The organism is Streptomyces sp. NPDC003284, assembly GCF_053589675.1.
Map to the genome: position 1 here is coordinate 138,656 of NZ_JBSFSI010000002.1, position 14,241 is coordinate 152,896.

General features: G+C 72.9%; 17 protein-coding genes and 1 pseudogene. 8 read left to right on the forward strand and 10 right to left on the reverse strand.

Annotated elements, in window-relative coordinates:
• The first annotated feature begins 8 nt into the window (after positions 1-8).
• Positions 9-1,211: a hypothetical protein gene (locus ACWDYF_RS04100; RefSeq protein WP_389467258.1), complete on the forward strand. Its 1,203-nt coding sequence runs from the start codon at positions 9-11 to the stop codon at positions 1,209-1,211.
• A 16-nt stretch (positions 1,212-1,227) separates the two neighbouring features.
• Here the strand turns inward: ACWDYF_RS04100 and ACWDYF_RS04105 are convergent, their stop codons facing one another.
• The 3 genes from ACWDYF_RS04105 to ACWDYF_RS04115 form a co-directional block, all read right to left on the reverse strand.
• Positions 1,228-2,772, reverse strand: a complete 1,545-nt coding sequence (locus ACWDYF_RS04105) for an alpha/beta hydrolase (protein ID WP_389467255.1) — start codon at positions 2,770-2,772, stop codon at positions 1,228-1,230.
• A gap of 90 nt (positions 2,773-2,862) precedes the next feature.
• Positions 2,863-3,225, reverse strand: a complete 363-nt coding sequence (locus ACWDYF_RS04110) for a DUF1304 domain-containing protein (protein ID WP_381743255.1) — start codon at positions 3,223-3,225, stop codon at positions 2,863-2,865.
• A gap of 64 nt (positions 3,226-3,289) precedes the next feature.
• A complete protein-coding gene (locus ACWDYF_RS04115; RefSeq protein ID WP_381743257.1) occupies positions 3,290-3,799 on the reverse strand; it encodes an RICIN domain-containing protein in 510 nt (169 codons plus the stop codon).
• A gap of 282 nt (positions 3,800-4,081) precedes the next feature.
• Here ACWDYF_RS04115 and ACWDYF_RS04120 point away from each other — a divergent pair, with 282 nt between their 5' ends.
• Complete coding sequence (locus ACWDYF_RS04120; protein WP_381743259.1) at positions 4,082-5,074, forward strand: AraC-like ligand-binding domain-containing protein; 993 nt, start codon at positions 4,082-4,084, stop codon at positions 5,072-5,074.
• A 3-nt stretch (positions 5,075-5,077) separates the two neighbouring features.
• On the opposite strand, the gene ACWDYF_RS04125 is transcribed toward ACWDYF_RS04120, so the two are convergent.
• The 3 genes and pseudogenes from ACWDYF_RS04125 to ACWDYF_RS04135 form a co-directional block, all read right to left on the reverse strand.
• Positions 5,078-5,362: a DUF397 domain-containing protein gene (locus ACWDYF_RS04125; protein ID WP_389467397.1), complete on the reverse strand. Its 285-nt coding sequence runs from the start codon at positions 5,360-5,362 to the stop codon at positions 5,078-5,080.
• Positions 5,354-5,512 (reverse strand): annotated as a pseudogene (locus tag ACWDYF_RS04130) (DUF397 domain-containing protein); the annotation flags it as partial. The pseudogene ACWDYF_RS04130 and the gene ACWDYF_RS04125, both read right to left, overlap by 9 nt.
• A complete protein-coding gene (locus ACWDYF_RS04135) occupies positions 5,494-6,327 on the reverse strand; it encodes a helix-turn-helix domain-containing protein (protein WP_064533070.1) in 834 nt (277 codons plus the stop codon). The pseudogene ACWDYF_RS04130 and the gene ACWDYF_RS04135, both read right to left, overlap by 19 nt.
• 140 nt (positions 6,328-6,467) lie before the next feature.
• On the opposite strand from ACWDYF_RS04135, the gene ACWDYF_RS04140 reads away from it, so the two are divergent.
• From ACWDYF_RS04140 to ACWDYF_RS04165, 6 genes are all read left to right on the forward strand, one after another.
• A complete protein-coding gene (locus ACWDYF_RS04140) occupies positions 6,468-6,686 on the forward strand; it encodes a hypothetical protein (RefSeq protein ID WP_381743263.1) in 219 nt (72 codons plus the stop codon).
• A gap of 17 nt (positions 6,687-6,703) precedes the next feature.
• Positions 6,704-6,907 (forward strand): hypothetical protein, encoded by a 204-nt coding sequence (locus ACWDYF_RS04145; protein WP_381743952.1) that lies wholly within the window; start codon positions 6,704-6,706, stop codon positions 6,905-6,907.
• Positions 6,908-6,995: 88 nt separating this feature from the next.
• The gene (locus ACWDYF_RS04150) at positions 6,996-8,228 is read left to right on the forward strand and encodes a sensor histidine kinase (protein WP_389467248.1); all 1,233 of its coding nucleotides are present in this window, start codon (positions 6,996-6,998) and stop codon (positions 8,226-8,228) included.
• Complete coding sequence (locus ACWDYF_RS04155) at positions 8,225-8,887, forward strand: response regulator (protein WP_381743267.1); 663 nt, start codon at positions 8,225-8,227, stop codon at positions 8,885-8,887. The genes ACWDYF_RS04150 and ACWDYF_RS04155 overlap by 4 nt, the downstream gene beginning before the upstream one ends.
• 84 nt (positions 8,888-8,971) lie before the next feature.
• Positions 8,972-9,718 (forward strand): DNA repair protein RecO, encoded by a 747-nt coding sequence (recO, locus tag ACWDYF_RS04160; RefSeq protein WP_026253016.1) that lies wholly within the window; start codon positions 8,972-8,974, stop codon positions 9,716-9,718.
• A gap of 52 nt (positions 9,719-9,770) precedes the next feature.
• Positions 9,771-10,616, forward strand: coding sequence for an isoprenyl transferase (locus tag ACWDYF_RS04165; RefSeq protein WP_389467243.1), 846 nt, complete (start codon positions 9,771-9,773; stop codon positions 10,614-10,616).
• A gap of 453 nt (positions 10,617-11,069) precedes the next feature.
• On the opposite strand, the gene ACWDYF_RS04170 is transcribed toward ACWDYF_RS04165, so the two are convergent.
• The 4 genes from ACWDYF_RS04170 to ACWDYF_RS04185 are packed head-to-tail and all read right to left on the reverse strand — an operon-like array spanning position 11,070 to position 14,241.
• Positions 11,070-11,498, reverse strand: coding sequence for a Fur family transcriptional regulator (locus ACWDYF_RS04170; protein WP_381743273.1), 429 nt, complete (start codon positions 11,496-11,498; stop codon positions 11,070-11,072).
• Positions 11,499-11,558: 60 nt separating this feature from the next.
• Positions 11,559-12,461, reverse strand: coding sequence for a metal ABC transporter permease (locus tag ACWDYF_RS04175; RefSeq protein ID WP_389467240.1), 903 nt, complete (start codon positions 12,459-12,461; stop codon positions 11,559-11,561).
• Entirely contained in the window at positions 12,461-13,228 is a 768-nt protein-coding gene (locus ACWDYF_RS04180; protein ID WP_389467237.1) for a metal ABC transporter ATP-binding protein, read from the reverse strand. Before ACWDYF_RS04180 ends, ACWDYF_RS04175 begins: the two co-directional genes overlap by 1 nt.
• A 29-nt stretch (positions 13,229-13,257) precedes the next feature.
• Positions 13,258-14,241 (reverse strand): metal ABC transporter substrate-binding protein, encoded by a 984-nt coding sequence (locus tag ACWDYF_RS04185; protein WP_381743279.1) that lies wholly within the window; start codon positions 14,239-14,241, stop codon positions 13,258-13,260.

Here is a 14,241-nt window from a genome sequence, read left to right on the forward strand (position 1 = left end):
GAAGCGAGATGAGCACGGCACAGACACCCCAACCCGATGACCCTGCCGCCCCGGACGGCCCGGCCGCCGGGGCCGGTGCGGCGGCGCCGTCCGGCCCCGCGAACCGGCTCCGAGCGGTCCTCGCCCCCCACCCGGCGCGGGCGGCCCGCCCCGGCCCGTCCCGGTGGGCGCGCCGGATCGCGGCCGGTGTGGTCACCGGCGCGCTCGCCTGGTCCGTCACGGCGGTACTGGCCCCGCACACCGCGCTGTCCCGGCAGGCCGGAGCCGCCGTCCTGTGCGCCACCGCCGCGGTCCTCGTGCAGCACGTCCTCGGCCTGGACCGGCGGCTCGACGAGCACGGCGGGGCACTGGCCGCGCACTCCCGGGACACCGAGACCCTGCTGAGCGGGGCCGCCGACGCCGTACGCGACGGTCTGCGCCGCCACGACGACCGGCTGGACACCGGGCTGACCCGGCACTCCGCCGACATGCGCCAGCTGGTGGAGAGCCGGATCGCCGAGGCCGACCGGTCCGCCGGGCCCTACCTCCCGCCCGCCCAGATCCGCGTCGACGGCGTGCCCGAGCTGGCCAAGGGCTTCGCCGAGGTGCTGGCCCCCGGCACACCGCTCCTCTACACGTTCGTCCGCCTGGAGATGGGCCGGGTCGTCGGGCACATGGCGGACCTGGCCAGTCTGAGCGCCGAGTGCCCCGGCGAGAACCACGACTGGTTGCTGTCCCTCACCCGGGCCGCCGAGCACTCCATCTGCGCCACCAGCACCTCCGTGGACCGCGAGTTCTGGAACAGCGAGCCCGCCAGCCGCTACCTCCAGGCGCAGCGGGAGGCGGTGGAGCGGGGCGTGAGCGTGCGCCGCGTGTTCCTGCTGGAGAGCGCCCGCGAACTCGGCGACCCGCTGTTACGGCTGTGCGAGGAACAGGAGCTGCTGCACATCGAGGTGCGCGTCTCGATCCTGCCCGAGCTGCCGCCGCTGCTCCAGCGCGGCACCACCGACGACTTCATCGTCTACGACGAGGAGGCGTCCTTCGAGATCGACCAGGATCTGCGCGACGTCAACGTCCGCACCCGCCTCATCGCCCGCCACGACCACGTCGAGGACCGCATGAAGCGGTTCCGCGAACTGTGGGAGGCGGGCATGAGCGTGCGGGAACTGGAGGTCCGGGTCGACGACGAGGAGGACGGCACCTGGATGGTCGACGCGGTCGAGCCGAGCTGAGCGCGGCCCGCGCGGCTCAGCGGCAGTACACGTCGGCCGCCGGGCGCTGCCCCGTCGCCAGGAAGCGCGAGACGGTCCGGTCGCCGCAGGGATTGCCGTTGGCCAGGTAGGCGTCGTGGCCGATGGAGTCCACGGTGACCATGACGGCACGTCGGCCGAGGGCCGCACGGAGTTTCAGGGCGCCGCCGAGCGGGGTGGCGACGTCGCGCCGGTTCTGGACGAGCAGCACGCGGGACGGGCCGCGGTCGGTGACGCGGACGGGGGCCTCGCGGGGCGCGGTGGGCCAGGCGGCGCACAGCATCGCGTTACGGGGCATGCCCGCCGTCAGCGGGTACGCGGCCCGGCTGTCCGCCACGTCCTTCCGGTACGCCGCCGCCGAGTGCGGCCAGGCCACGTCGTTGCAGAGGGTCCCGGCGCCCACGGCCGCCACGTTCTGGAGCGCCTCCTCCGGGGGCGCCTGCGGCGCGGGCGGGACGGTGCCCTGCCGCGCGGCCCGGATCAGCTTCGCCAGGGCCGGGTAGTTCTTCGGCGCGTAGAGGCTGTCCAGCAGGGTCTGGCGCAGCACGTTCCCGTTCAGCTCCTCGGGGTTCGCGCCGGGCCACGGGATCGGGGCGCGGTCCAGGCGGGCGGCCAGGTCCAGGAACAACGGCCGTACGTCGGACGCCCGTTCGGCCAGGCGGTCCGGGTTGCCGGGCCGTGACGCCCAGGCCGCGAAGTCCGGGAAGGTGTCCTCCACACCCTGCTCGTGCGCGCCCAGCCAGCCGCGGTTGACCTGCTCCGGGTCCGGGTTGTCGTTGCTGTCCAGCACCATGCGGTCGACGCGGCGCGGGAAGAGCTGGTTGTAGACGGCGCCGACGTACGTCCCGTACGACACGCCCCACGCGGACACCGTGTCCTCGCCGAGCGCGGCGCGCAGGCGGTCGAGGTCGCGGGCCTCGTTCGCGGTGCTCAGGTGCTGGAGCAGCGGCCCGGCGTTCCGCGCGCAGGCGTCCGCCATGCGCCGGGCGTCGGCCAGGTTCCCGTCGATCGAACCGTCGGCGGCCGGCCACGGGCGCAGCCGGGACGTCGCCAGGTCGGCGTGGTCGAGCCCGCAGTCCACGGCGGTGGACGGCGCGAGGCCGCGCGGTGCGAAGCCGACCAGGTCGTACTGGTCGCGGACCGCCTGCGGCAGCTTCTGCCCCTTGCCCGAGGGGTCGTTCAGACTGGAGCCGCCGGGGCCGCCCGGGATCAGCAGCAGCACCCCGTGCCGCGCGGACGGCTTCTCGCTGGCGATGCGCGAGACGGCGACCGAGAGGTGCGGGCCGCGCGGATCGGCGTAGTCCATCGGGACGTCGAGGGTCGCGCACCGCTGGCGCGGATCGAGGCCGTCGCCCGCGCACTTCGTCCAGGTGAGGGCGGGGGCCGGGGACGGCCGGGCGGCGGCCGACGCGGTCACGGGCGCGGTGATGCCGAGCAGGACGGCGGTGGCGCCGACGAGTGCGGCGTTGCGGCGAGTGAGGATGATACGGCCGGTGCGGCCGGTGCGGACACGGATGCGCTTGCGCTGGGTCAGCTGGGTCATGGAAGGAGCCTCGCGGACCGCCCCGGCCCGCTCCATCCGGCCAACTGGCATGCCGTACAGGGGGTTTACCCCCGCAGGACCCCTACGGGTTCAGTGCGCCAGGAGCACCAGCGCGAGACCGGCGGCGGCCGGGACGGTCTGGACGAAGAGGATCTTCCGGCTGGAGGTGGCGGCCCCGTACAGGCCCGCGAGCGCCACACAGGCCAGGAAGAACACCCGCGCCTGGAAGCCCACCGGGTCGGAGGCGAGTGCGCCCCAGATCAGCCCGGCGGCCAGGAACCCGTTGTAGAGGCCCTGGTTGGCGGCGAGCGTCTTCGTCCGCTCGGCGAACTCCGCGGTGGTGCCGAAGGACCCCCGCACCCTCGGCACCGTCCACAGGAACATCTCCACACCCATGATCAGAAGGTGCACACAGGCGTTGAGCCAGACCAGGACGGCCGCTGCGATCGACATGCCGACCATGATCGCCTGTCGCGGGCCGCTTGCCCAGGGGCTGCGGCCCGCGAGGCGGCCGGACTCAGTACCAGACCTGGTACTGGCCCCCGTTGCACTTCAGCGTGTAGACCGCGCCCTGGGCGTTGCTGTCGAGGCACTGGCCGGTCATGCGGTTGACGAGGTTGAAGCCGTTGCCGACCCAGACCTCCTTCCACTGCTCCCAGTAGTTGGCCGGGCTGGAACAGGGCTCCAGGTACGCCGCGCCGTTGGAGTAGGCCGTCAGACAGCCGCGGCCCGCGGGGCCGCCCGCCGGTGACTCCACCCAGTACTCACCGGTCTGGTCCTGGAGGTTGCCGGACTCGTCGTTCCACATGCTGCCCTGCGGGCTGCACACGCCGAGGATCGGGTTGACGGCCTGGAGCAGATAGCCCCACGGGTTGGAGTGGTCCTTCCAGTACAGGCACTTGCCGGTGGCGCGGTTGCGCCAGGTGATGTTCTGGCCGTCCGCGTGGGCGCTGACGCCGGTGGTGATCAGCAGGGCGGGAACCGCCACCGCGAGGCCGACGAGTCTGGCCAGCCGCTTGCTCTTCATCACTGTCCCCGTTCAGGTTGTGTGGGTCGTGCTGCGGGTCGTGCGGGTCCGGGTGGAACCGGACCAGACGGAGCCTAGGCAGCCGCACACCGGTTCCTGTGTGCACGCCGTGCGGTCTTCCTCGACGATGCGTGCAATGCCCCGCAACGGCTCTGAACAGCACAATTCCCCTCTGGCGTGAGCGGCTTGGCGTCATGCACACTTCCCCTCGGCCCCGCCCGCCGACCGCGGCGACGGGGTGGGGCAGGGCGCGGGGCGCCGGGGGACAGGGGGATCTCGACGATGTGGCAGGGCGGTTCCACGGGGGCGGTACCGGCGGGCGACCGGTTCGCCTGGTTCAGTGATGTCGTCTCCAGCGCGCTGATGCCCTCGGCGTTCAGCGCGCCCGACACCACCGGCTTCTACGCCGAAGGGGCGCTGCTGGACCTCGGCGGCGCGCAGGTGTCCCGGTTCACCTACTCACCGCTGCGCTCCCGGCGGACCCCGGCGCTGATCCGCCGCGGCGACCCCGAGCAGTACCAGCTGGGGCTGGTCACCCGGGGCTCCGCGTGGTTCGCGCAGAACGGCGCCGAGGCGGAGCTGCGGCCCGGGGACATGGCCCTGTGGGACACCTCACGGCCCTACGAGTCGGGGTCGGGCGCGGACGGCGGCACCGTGGAGGTCTTCGTCCTCCAGATACCCAAGGCCGCGATGCCGCTGCGCGCCGAGCGGCTGGAACGGCTGCTCGCCCACCGTATCCCCGGTGGCCGGGGGCTCCCCGGTGTCCTGTCCGACTTCCTGACGTCCCTCACCGGCAACGGCCCCGACTGCCGCCCCGAGGACCTGAGCGGCCTCGGCGGCATGGCCGTGGAACTGGCCGCCACCTGCCTGGCCCAGCAGGCCGGTGCGGTCCGCGAGATGTCCGAAGAGGCGCGCGCCGAGGCGCTGTTCCGCCGTGTCGACGCCTTCATCGAGAACCACCTCGGCCATCCCGACCTCACCCCGCGCGCGATCGCCGAGCACCATCACATCTCGCTGCGGACCCTGTACGCCCTCTTCCAGGACCGGCAGGAGGGCGTCGCCGCGTCCATCCGGCGGCGCCGCCTCGAACGCTGCCGCGCCGATCTGTCCCGCCCGGAGCTGCGGGACACGTCCGTGCAGACCATCTGCGCCCGGTGGGGCTTCACCAGCCCCACCGTCTTCAGCCGCACCTTCCGCGGTGTCTACGGCATGACCCCGAGCGAGTACCGCCACCGGGCCCGTATCGAGGGGACGGCGGCGGACCTGCTGCTCTGACGCCTACGCGGCCCCGGCCACACCCGCGACGAAACACGCCCAGGCACCGGCCCGCACGACCAGCACGGGACCGTCCGTGACCTTGCTGTCCCGGACGGGGACGACCCCGGGGAAGCCGTCGGCGACCTCGACGCAGCTCCCGCCGTTGCCGTCGCTGTAGGTGCTTTTGCGCCAGCGGGCGGCGCCGGGGAAGTCGTAGGCGACTTCGAGGCAGTTGCCGCCCTCGCCGTTGCTGTGGGTGCTCTTGCGCCAGCGGGCGGCACCCGGGAAGTCGTACGCGACTTCCACGCAGTTGCCGCCGCTCCCATTGCTGTAGGTGCTCTTACGCCAGCGGGCGGCGCCGGGGAAGTCGCGGGCGACCTCGACGCAGCTCCCGCCGTTGCCGTCGCTGTAGCTGCTCTTGCACCAGCGGGCGCTGGTCAGGTCGTACTCGCGCATTGTCTGAAATCCTCCGCCGCCGACTCGATCAGGGCCAGGGACACCTCAGGCGACAACGCGGCGGCCCTGATCTGATCGTATGCCGAGCGGGCACGCTTGACCACGGCCGGATCGTCCAGCAGGTTGCCCGAATACACGGCTTCTGTATAGGCAGTTGGTGGCGCGTCGTCGAACTCCATGAGCGCCAGCATGCCGTTCATGAGGGCGTACGACTCAGCCGCGTACGGCAGCACCTGCACCTTCACCACGCGCTCCCGTGCCATCCGCGCGATGCAGTCGAGCTGTGCCGCCATGCCCGCCGGGCCGCCGACCGGGATGCGCAGCGCGTTCTCGTGCAGGACCACCCAGTAGCGCGGCCGGGTCGCGTCCGCGAGGATGCGGGCGCGGTCCAGGCGGCCGGAGACCTTCTCCTCGATGTACTCGTCGGGCGCGAACGGGTTCATCGACACCGTGACCGCCCAGGCGTAATCCCTGGTCTGGAGCAGCCCCGGCACCAGCGCGGGCGCGAACTCGTAGATCTCGGTGGCCAGCCGCTCCAACTCCACCACATGCGCGAAGTAATCCGCGTACCGTGGATCGTCGATCAGCTTTCTGCACAACCGCTCGAAAATACCGTCGGTTTGCAGGACGTCGTCGATCCGCTGGGCCACATCCAACTGCGGCTTCCTGATCGCCTGTTCGAACTGACCGATGTAGCCGCCCGAGACGAAGACCCGCCCGCCCAGCTCCACCTGCGTCAATCCGGCGTTCTCCCGGCGCCGCTTCAGTTCGGTGCCGAAGAACTCCCAGACGACCTGGCGTGAAGCATTGGCCATTACCAACCCCCTTGTGCAGCCGCTCCCTTGCAGTGCCCGAAACCCTTCCGAGTGTAGACGTGAAACACCATTGTGGAGACGCGAAGAGTAAAACCCCGGGATGACGGAAATCCCGGAAAGGGAAAGGGAGGAAGAACACCGTGGCAGCACAGCAGCACTCGGCTCACTCGGCGGTCTGTGTCCAGGAAGCGGAGGAAACACTTGTTGAATTGCGTACCGCGCTGGAAAAGGCCGGAATCACCCTGCCCTCACTGGGACTCGACCCGGGCGGGCTGGCCCGCGAGGCACCCTGCCCGCTGGTGGAACTGGGCCGCTGCTCCGTGGAGACGGCAGCCCGGCTCGTCGCGGTACTGCGGTGAGCGGCCCGTGTCCGCCGGTGGGGACTTACGCGCTCGACACCGGCACCGGGTGCGTCGGCGTGGTCATGGGCCACGAGGGGCCGTACGTCCAGTTGCGGCCCCTCGGCGGGGGCCGCGAGTGGGACTGCGCACCGGAGCTGGTCCGGACGGCGACCCTGGCGGAGCGCCTGAGCGCGGCGACGGCGTACGCGAACGCCCGCAGCCGGGGCGAGGCGCCGTGAACCGCGCGGGCCCGGCGCGGGATGTCGGCCCGGGGCGTACGTCCCCGGGCCGATGACCGGCGGCCGTGGCCGGTCCTACGATCACGGCATGTCCGCCACCGTGCCGCCGCCGCCGCTCCGCCGTGTGCCGCCCTCGGGCTGGACGGCGCTCGTGTGGTGCGCGAGCACGCTGTTCACCCTGCTGACCACTGTCCGGCTGCCCGGCGAGACCGAGCCCGGACAGTGGCCGGCGGCCCAGCTGTACCGCTGGGACGGCCTGACGGTCACCGTGCTGTCCACCGCCCTGGTGCTGTACGGCGGCCTGCTGCTGGGGCGCCGTCCGCTCGTCGCGCTGGCCGTGCTGATCGCGGCGGCCATCGGGGAGACGACCACGCTCGGGGTGGGCGAACTGCCCATGGCGCAGTACCTCGCGGTGGCGGTGGCGCTGTACTTCGTCGCCGCGGGCAGGCCGCGCCGCACCGCCGCGGCCGGTCTCGCCCTGGCGGTCGGCACACTCGTCGGTTTCGTCGCCTTCCGGGTGCTGAGCGGCTGGTCGGCGGGTGTCTCGGCGGAACTGGCCGTGGCCCTGGTCACGGTGATCGCCTGGCTGCTCGGCAGTTCGGCGCACCAGTCGCGCGAGCACGCGCGGCGGATGAACGAGCGGGCCGCCGCGCAGGCGGTCACGGCCGAACGGCTGCGCATCGCGCGGGAGATGCACGACACCGTCGCGCACAGCATCGGCATCATCGCCCTCCAGGCGGGCGCGGCGGCCCGGGTGGCGGCCACCCAGCCGGACGCGGCCCGCGAGGCGATGCGGGCGGTGGAGGCCACCGGCCGCGAGACCCTGGCCGGGCTGCGCCGGATGCTGGTCGCCCTGCGCGAGACCGACACGGGCTCCATTGATCCCACCGGCCCCACCGACCCTGCTGGCCCCACCGATCGCGCCGGTTCCCTCGGTCCCGTCGGTCCCGTCGGGCTCGGTGACCTCGACCGGCTGGCCGCCGCGACCACCGCGGCGGGGGTCCGGGTGGAGGTGCGGCGGCTGCCGCCGGACGTCGACCTGTCGGCGTTCCGCATCGTCCAGGAGTCCGTCACCAATGTCGTACGGCACTCCGGGGCGCCCGTCTGCCGGGTGATCGTGGACTACGGGGACGACGCGCTCGCCCTGGAGGTCACCGACGACGGCCGCGGTCACGGCACCGCGACCGACACCGGGTTCGGTCTCGCCGGGATGCGCGAGCGCGTCGCCCTGCTGCACGGCGAGTTCAGCGCGGCGCCCCGGCCGGAGGGCGGCTTCCGGGTGGCGGCGCGGCTGCCCCTGCCCGTGGCGGCCCCGCGATGACGGTCCGGGTGGTCCTCGCCGACGACCAGCAGCTGATCCGGGCCGCGCTGCGCATGGTCATGGCGGACCTGGCCGACATGGAAGTGGTGGGCGAGGCCGCCACCGGCGCCGAGGCGGTGGCGCTCACCGAGGAACTCGACCCGGACGTGGTCGTCATGGACCTCCGGATGCCGGGGACGGACGGCATCGAGGCGACCCGCGCGATCACGGCGGGCCCGGCCGGGGCGCGCATCGTCGTCCTGACGACCTTCGACGACGACGCGTACGTGTACGGGGCGCTGCGCGCGGGCGCCTCCGGCTTCCTGGTCAAGGACATGGGACTGGACGACATCATCGGCGCGGTGCGGGTGGTCGCCGCCGGGGACGGGCTGATCGCGCCGAGCGTCACCCGCCGCCTGATCGAGGACTTCGCGCGCCGGGCCGGGCCGTCCGCCGGGCCCGCCCGCCGCGAGCTGACCGGCATCACCGAGCGGGAGCGGGAGGTGCTGACCCTCGTCGGCACGGGGCTGTCCAACACGGAGATCGCCGCCGAACTGTGCATCAGCGTGGCCACCGCCAAGACCTACCTCAGCCGCCTGCTGGCCAAGCTGGGCGCCCGCGACCGCGTCCAGCTCGTGATCATGGCGTTCGAGGCGGGGCTGGTGTCGGTGCCGGGCTGACCGTGCCCAGGTCAGGGCCCGCGCCGCCGCCGGGGTCCACCCGGGCGGCCCGGGGCGCGTCCGCGGTGGGCGAGAATGGACCCCATGAGTCTGTTCCGCGACGACGGCATCGTGCTGCGCACCCAGAAGCTGGGTGAGGCGGACCGGATCATCACGCTGCTCACGCGCGGTCACGGCCGGGTGCGGGCGGTGGCGCGGGGCGTACGGCGCACGAAGTCCAAGTTCGGCGCCCGGCTGGAGCCCTTCTCGCACGTGGACGTGCAGTTCTTCGCCCGGGGCAGCGAGCTGATCGGGCGCGGGCTGCCGCTGTGCACACAGAGCGAGACCATCGCGCCGTACGGCGGCGGGATCGTGACCGACTACGCGCGGTACACCGCCGGGACGGCCATGCTGGAGACGGCCGAGCGGTTCACGGACCACGAGGGCGAACCGGCCGTCCAGCAGTATCTGCTGCTGGTCGGCGCCCTGCGCACGCTGGCCCGCGGCGAGCACGCCCCGCACCTGGTGCTGGACGCGTTCCTGCTGCGTTCGCTGGCCGTCAACGGCTACGCGCCCAGCTTCGGCGACTGCGCGAAGTGCGGCATGCCGGGGCCCAACCGGTTCTTCTCGGTGGCCTCCGGCGGCTCGGTCTGCGTCGACTGCCGGGTGGCCGGCAGTGTCGTACCCTCGCCGCAGACGCTCGCGCTGCTGGGCGCGCTGCTCACGGGGGACTGGGCGACGGCGGACGCCTGCGAGCCGCGGCACGTGCGGGAGGGCAGCGGGCTGGTCTCCGCCTACCTGCACTGGCATCTGGAGCGCGGACTGCGCTCGCTGCGGTACGTGGAAAAGTAGAGAGCAGCACGGCAACGCAGCACGGCAACACAGCAGAGGGAGACGAGAGCACATGGCCGTACGCGGGTTCCTGGGCAGCCGGCGACGCGAGTACCTGGCGCCCGAGCCGCATCCGTCCGGCGCGCGCCCCCCGAAGCTCCCGGGCGAGCTGGTGCCCGAGCACGTGGCGATCGTCATGGACGGCAACGGCCGCTGGGCCAAGCAGCGCGGCCTGCCCCGCACCGAGGGGCACAAGGTCGGCGCCGAGCGCGTCCTCGACGTGCTCCAGGGCGGCATCGAGATCGGTGTGCGCAACATCTCGCTGTACGCCTTCTCCACCGAGAACTGGAAGCGCTCGCCCGACGAGGTGCGCTTCCTGATGAACTTCAACCGGGACTTCATCCGCAAGTCCCGCGACCAGCTCGACGGGCTCGGCGTCCGGGTGCGCTGGGTGGGCCGGATGCCCCGGCTGTGGAAGTCGGTCGCCAAGGAGTTGCAGGTCGCCCAGGAGCAGACCAAGGGCAACGACCTGATCACGCTGTACTTCTGCATGAACTACGGCGGCCGGGCCGAGCTGGCGGACGCGGCCAAGGCGATGGCCGAGGACGTGGCCGCGGGCCGCCTCGACCCGTCCAAGGTCAGCGAGAAGACCATCCAGAAGTATCTGTACTACCCGGACATGCCGGACGTGGACCTGTTCCTGCGCCCGAGCGGCGAGCAGCGCACCTCCAACTACCTGCTCTGGCAGAGCGCGTACGCGGAGATGGTCTTCCAGGACGTCCTGTGGCCCGACTTCGACCGCCGCGACCTGTGGCGGGCCTGCCTGGAGTTCGCCTCCCGCGACCGCCGCTTCGGCGGCGCCATCCCCAACGAGCAACTGCTCGCCATGGAGGGCCGCCAGGAGGACCCCTCCGCCTAGCCACCCAGGGCACAGGGCCTCCCACGCCCACCCGGCCGGAGGCCACGTCCACCGCGGCCCGAAACCCCCGGGCCCGGCTCCCCTCCCGGCCCTCGGCTCGCGGCCTGGCTCTGGCTCATCGCTTGGGCCCGGCTCATCGTCGGCCCCCAGCTCGCGCCGCGCCGCCCGGCCTGGCTCGTGCCTGGTCGTCGGGTAGCGCCGCCCGGCCCGGCTCATCGCCCGGCTCCGGCTCATTGCCTGGGCCCGGCCCATCGCCGGTCCCAGGCCCGCGCCTCGCCGCCCGGCCTGGCTCACGCCCGGTCCTCTCGCCGCGCCCCAGCCCGGCTGGCCGCCCGGCTCTCGGCTCGTGGCCTGACGCTCGGCACCGGCCCCGGCCCCGGCCCCGCACCGGCCCCAGGGGCCGCATGCCGCCCCCGGCAGATACCGGCCCAGGCTCACCGCCTGGGCCGCAGCTCACCGTTCCGCGTGGGTCTCCAGGGCCGCGCAGTCCGCGCAGGTGCCGAAGATCTCGACCGTGTGGGCGACGTTGACGTAGCCGTGTTCCGTGGCGATGGCCTCGGCCCATTTCTCCACGGCGGGGCCCTCGACCTCGACGGCCTTGCCGCAGACGCGGCAGACGAGGTGGTGGTGGTGCTCGCCGCTGGAGCAGCGGCGGTAGACGGACTCGCCGTCGGAGGTGCGCAGCACGTCGACCTCACCGGCGTCGGCGAGGGACTGGAGGGTGCGGTAGACGGTGGTGAGGCCCACCGAGTCGCCCTTGTGCTTGAGCATGTCGTGCAGTTCCTGCGCGCTGCGGAACTCGTCGACCTCGTCGAGGGCTGCCGCGACGGCGGCGCGCTGCCGGGTGGCCCGGCCCTTCACGGGCGGTCCTGCGGTCGTCACCGGATGCCTCCTCACGTCTGCGCCTGCCGGGGCCATTGTGCCAGCCCCGGCAGGCCGCGGTCAGACGCCGATCCCGTCCGCGGTGCCCCGGCTGGCCGGAATCGCGCACTCCGCGGGGTCGCCGGCGGGCCGTGCGGCGGCGAGCGTCCGGGCGCGGCGCCGGGCCAGTGGTGTGGCCAGGACGGTGAGGACCACGAACGCGGCGATGGTCAGCAGCACGATCGTCGCGCCGGGCGGCACGTCCTGGTAGTACGAGGTGACCGTGCCGCCGATGGTCACGCTCACGCCGATGGCCACGGCCACGGCGAAGGTCGCCGCGAAACTGCGGGTGAGCTGCTGGGCGGCGGCGACGGGCACCACCATGAGCGCGGAGACCAGCAGCAGCCCGACCACGCGCATGGCGACCGTCACCGTCACCGCCGCCGTGACGGCCGTGAGCAGGTTCAGGGCGCGCACCGGCAGTCCGGTCACCCGCGCGAACTCCTCGTCCTGGCTGACCGCGAACAACTGGCGGCGCAGGCCCAGGGTGACCAGGACGACGAAGGCGGCCAGCAGGCAGATCGCCACCACGTCGGACTGGGAGACGGTGGAGAGCGAGCCGAAGAGGTACGACGTCAGGTTCGCGGTGGAGCCGCCGGGGGCGAGGCTGATGAACATGACACCGCCCGCCATGCCGCCGTAGAAGAGCATCGCGAGGGCGATGTCGCCGCGGGTGCGGCCGTACCAGCGGATCAGCTCCATCAGGACGGCGCCGAGCACGGAGACCGCCGAGGCCATCCACACCGGGGAGGCGGAGAGCAGGAAGCCGAGGCCGACGCCGGTCATCGCCACATGGCCGATGCCGTCGCCCATCAGCGCCTGGCGGCGCTGGACCAGGTAGATGCCGACGGCGGGCGCGGTGATGCCGACCAGGACGGCGGCCAGCAGCGCCCGCTGCATGAAGGCGTAGTTGAGGAAGTCCATCAGCTCAGCAGTCCCGTGCGGATCGGATCGGCGCCGACGGCGTCGTGGGGGTGGACGTGGTCGTGGCCCGGCAGGGCGTGCTGGCCCACGGCCTTCGGGGGCGGGCCGTCGTGCAGGACGCAGCCGTCGCGCAGCACGACCGCCCGGTCGATCAGCGGTTCCAGCGGGCCCAGCTCGTGCAGCACCAGCAGCACCGTCGTCCCGGTGGCGACCTGCCCCTCCAGCGTCGCGGCCAGCACCTCCTGGCTGGCCAGGTCGACGCCCGCCATCGGCTCGTCCATGATCAGCAGTTCGGGCGCGGCGGCCAGCGCGCGGGCGATCAGCACCCGCTGGTGCTGGCCGCCGGAGAGCGCGTCGACCGAGTCCTTGGCGCGGTCCGCCATGCCGACCAGCTCCAGGGCGCGGCCGACGGCCTCCCGGTCGCCCCGGCGGAAGAGCCCGAAGCGGGTGCGGGAGAGCCGGCCGGAGGAGACGACCTCGGTGACGGTGGCCGGGACGCCGCCCGCCGCGGTGGTGCGCTGCGGTACGTAGCCGACGCGCGCCCAGTCGCGGAAGCGGCGCCGCGGGACGCCGAACAGCTCGATCTCGCCGCTCGTCACCGGCACCTGGCCGATGACGCTGCGCACCGCCGTCGACTTTCCGGAGCCGTTGGCGCCGAGCAGCGCGACGACCTCGCCGCGGCGCACGGTGAGGTCGATGCCGCGCAGCACGGTGCGGGCGCCGAGATCGGCGGTGACCTTGCGCAGGGCTATGACGGGCTCACCCATGGGAGGCTCCTCGGGCCGCTGGGAGTGGGTCATTTGGCGCCCAGGGCCTGCTGGAGGGCCTTGAGGTTGGCCTCCTGCACCGCGAGGTAGTCGCGGCCCCGGGACTTGTCGGTGATGCCCTCGATCGGGTCCAGGACGTCGGTCTTGAGCCCGGCGTCCTGCGCGACGGTCTTCGCGGTCTTGTCGCTGACGAGGGTCTCGTAGAAGACGGTGGTGACGCCGTCGGCCTTCGCCATCTTCTCCAGGTCCTTGATCCGGGCGGCGCTGGGCTCGGACTCCGGGTCGAGGCCGCTGATGGCCTCCTCGGTCAGGCCGTAGCGCTCGGCGAGGTAGCCGAAGGCGGCGTGCGTGGTGATGAAGACCTTGGACTTGGTGTGCGCGAGGCCGTCCTTGAACCGGGTGTTCAGCTCGTCGAGCTGCTTGACCAGGGCGGCGGTGTTCTTGCGGTAGTCGGCCGCGTGGTCCGGGTCGCCCTTCTCGAAGGCCCTGCCGACGCCCTCGGCGATCTGGGCGTAGCGCACCGGGTCGAGCCAGACGTGCGGGTCCTTGCCGCCGCCCTCGTCCTCGTCCTCGCCCTCGTGGGTGTCGTGCGCGGCGGCGTGCCCGCCGACCTCGCTGCCGTGCTCCTCCAGGGTGGTCAGGGAAGCCGCGTCGACCTTGGTCCTGATCCCGGACTGGTCGATGGCCTTGTCCACGGAGGGCTGGAGGCCCTTGAGGTAGAGGGCCGCGTCGGAGTCCTGGAGCCGCGCGGTCTGCTGGGCGCTGATCTCCAGGTCGTGCGGTTCCTGGCCGGGCTGGGTGAGGTTGGTGACGTGGACGTGGTCGCCGCCGATCCGCTCGGCGAGGTAGGCCATCGGGTAGAACGACGCGACGACGTCGTACTTGTCCGTCGTGCCGGAGGCGTCCGCGGACGAGCAGGCGGAGAGGGCGCCGAGTCCGACGGCGGTGACCGCGGTGAGGGCGGCGGCCGTGCGTATGCGGGACGGGGCGAGGAGGTGTCGTCGAGCGTTCAT

What these genes read in the sequence shown, in the direction of transcription:
- recO (WP_026253016.1), top strand. Translation starts at nt 8,972, where the DNA reads ATGAGTCTGTTCCGCGACGACGGCATCGTGCTGCGCACCCAGAAGCTG.
- ACWDYF_RS04155 (WP_381743267.1), top strand. Translation starts at nt 8,225, where the DNA reads ATGACGGTCCGGGTGGTCCTCGCCGACGACCAGCAGCTGATCCGGGCC.
- ACWDYF_RS04110 (WP_381743255.1), bottom strand. Translation starts at nt 3,225, where the DNA reads ATGTCGATCGCAGCGGCCGTCCTGGTCTGGCTCAACGCCTGTGTGCAC.
- ACWDYF_RS04185 (WP_381743279.1), bottom strand. Translation starts at nt 14,241, where the DNA reads ATGAACGCTCGACGACACCTCCTCGCCCCGTCCCGCATACGCACGGCC.
- ACWDYF_RS04105 (WP_389467255.1), bottom strand. Translation starts at nt 2,772, where the DNA reads ATGACCCAGCTGACCCAGCGCAAGCGCATCCGTGTCCGCACCGGCCGC.
- ACWDYF_RS04120 (WP_381743259.1), top strand. Translation starts at nt 4,082, where the DNA reads ATGTGGCAGGGCGGTTCCACGGGGGCGGTACCGGCGGGCGACCGGTTC.
- ACWDYF_RS04165 (WP_389467243.1), top strand. Translation starts at nt 9,771, where the DNA reads ATGGCCGTACGCGGGTTCCTGGGCAGCCGGCGACGCGAGTACCTGGCG.
- ACWDYF_RS04175 (WP_389467240.1), bottom strand. Translation starts at nt 12,461, where the DNA reads ATGGACTTCCTCAACTACGCCTTCATGCAGCGGGCGCTGCTGGCCGCC.
- ACWDYF_RS04180 (WP_389467237.1), bottom strand. Translation starts at nt 13,228, where the DNA reads ATGGGTGAGCCCGTCATAGCCCTGCGCAAGGTCACCGCCGATCTCGGC.
- ACWDYF_RS04150 (WP_389467248.1), top strand. Translation starts at nt 6,996, where the DNA reads ATGTCCGCCACCGTGCCGCCGCCGCCGCTCCGCCGTGTGCCGCCCTCG.
- ACWDYF_RS04135 (WP_064533070.1), bottom strand. Translation starts at nt 6,327, where the DNA reads ATGGCCAATGCTTCACGCCAGGTCGTCTGGGAGTTCTTCGGCACCGAA.
- ACWDYF_RS04100 (WP_389467258.1), top strand. Translation starts at nt 9, where the DNA reads ATGAGCACGGCACAGACACCCCAACCCGATGACCCTGCCGCCCCGGAC.
- ACWDYF_RS04115 (WP_381743257.1), bottom strand. Translation starts at nt 3,799, where the DNA reads ATGAAGAGCAAGCGGCTGGCCAGACTCGTCGGCCTCGCGGTGGCGGTT.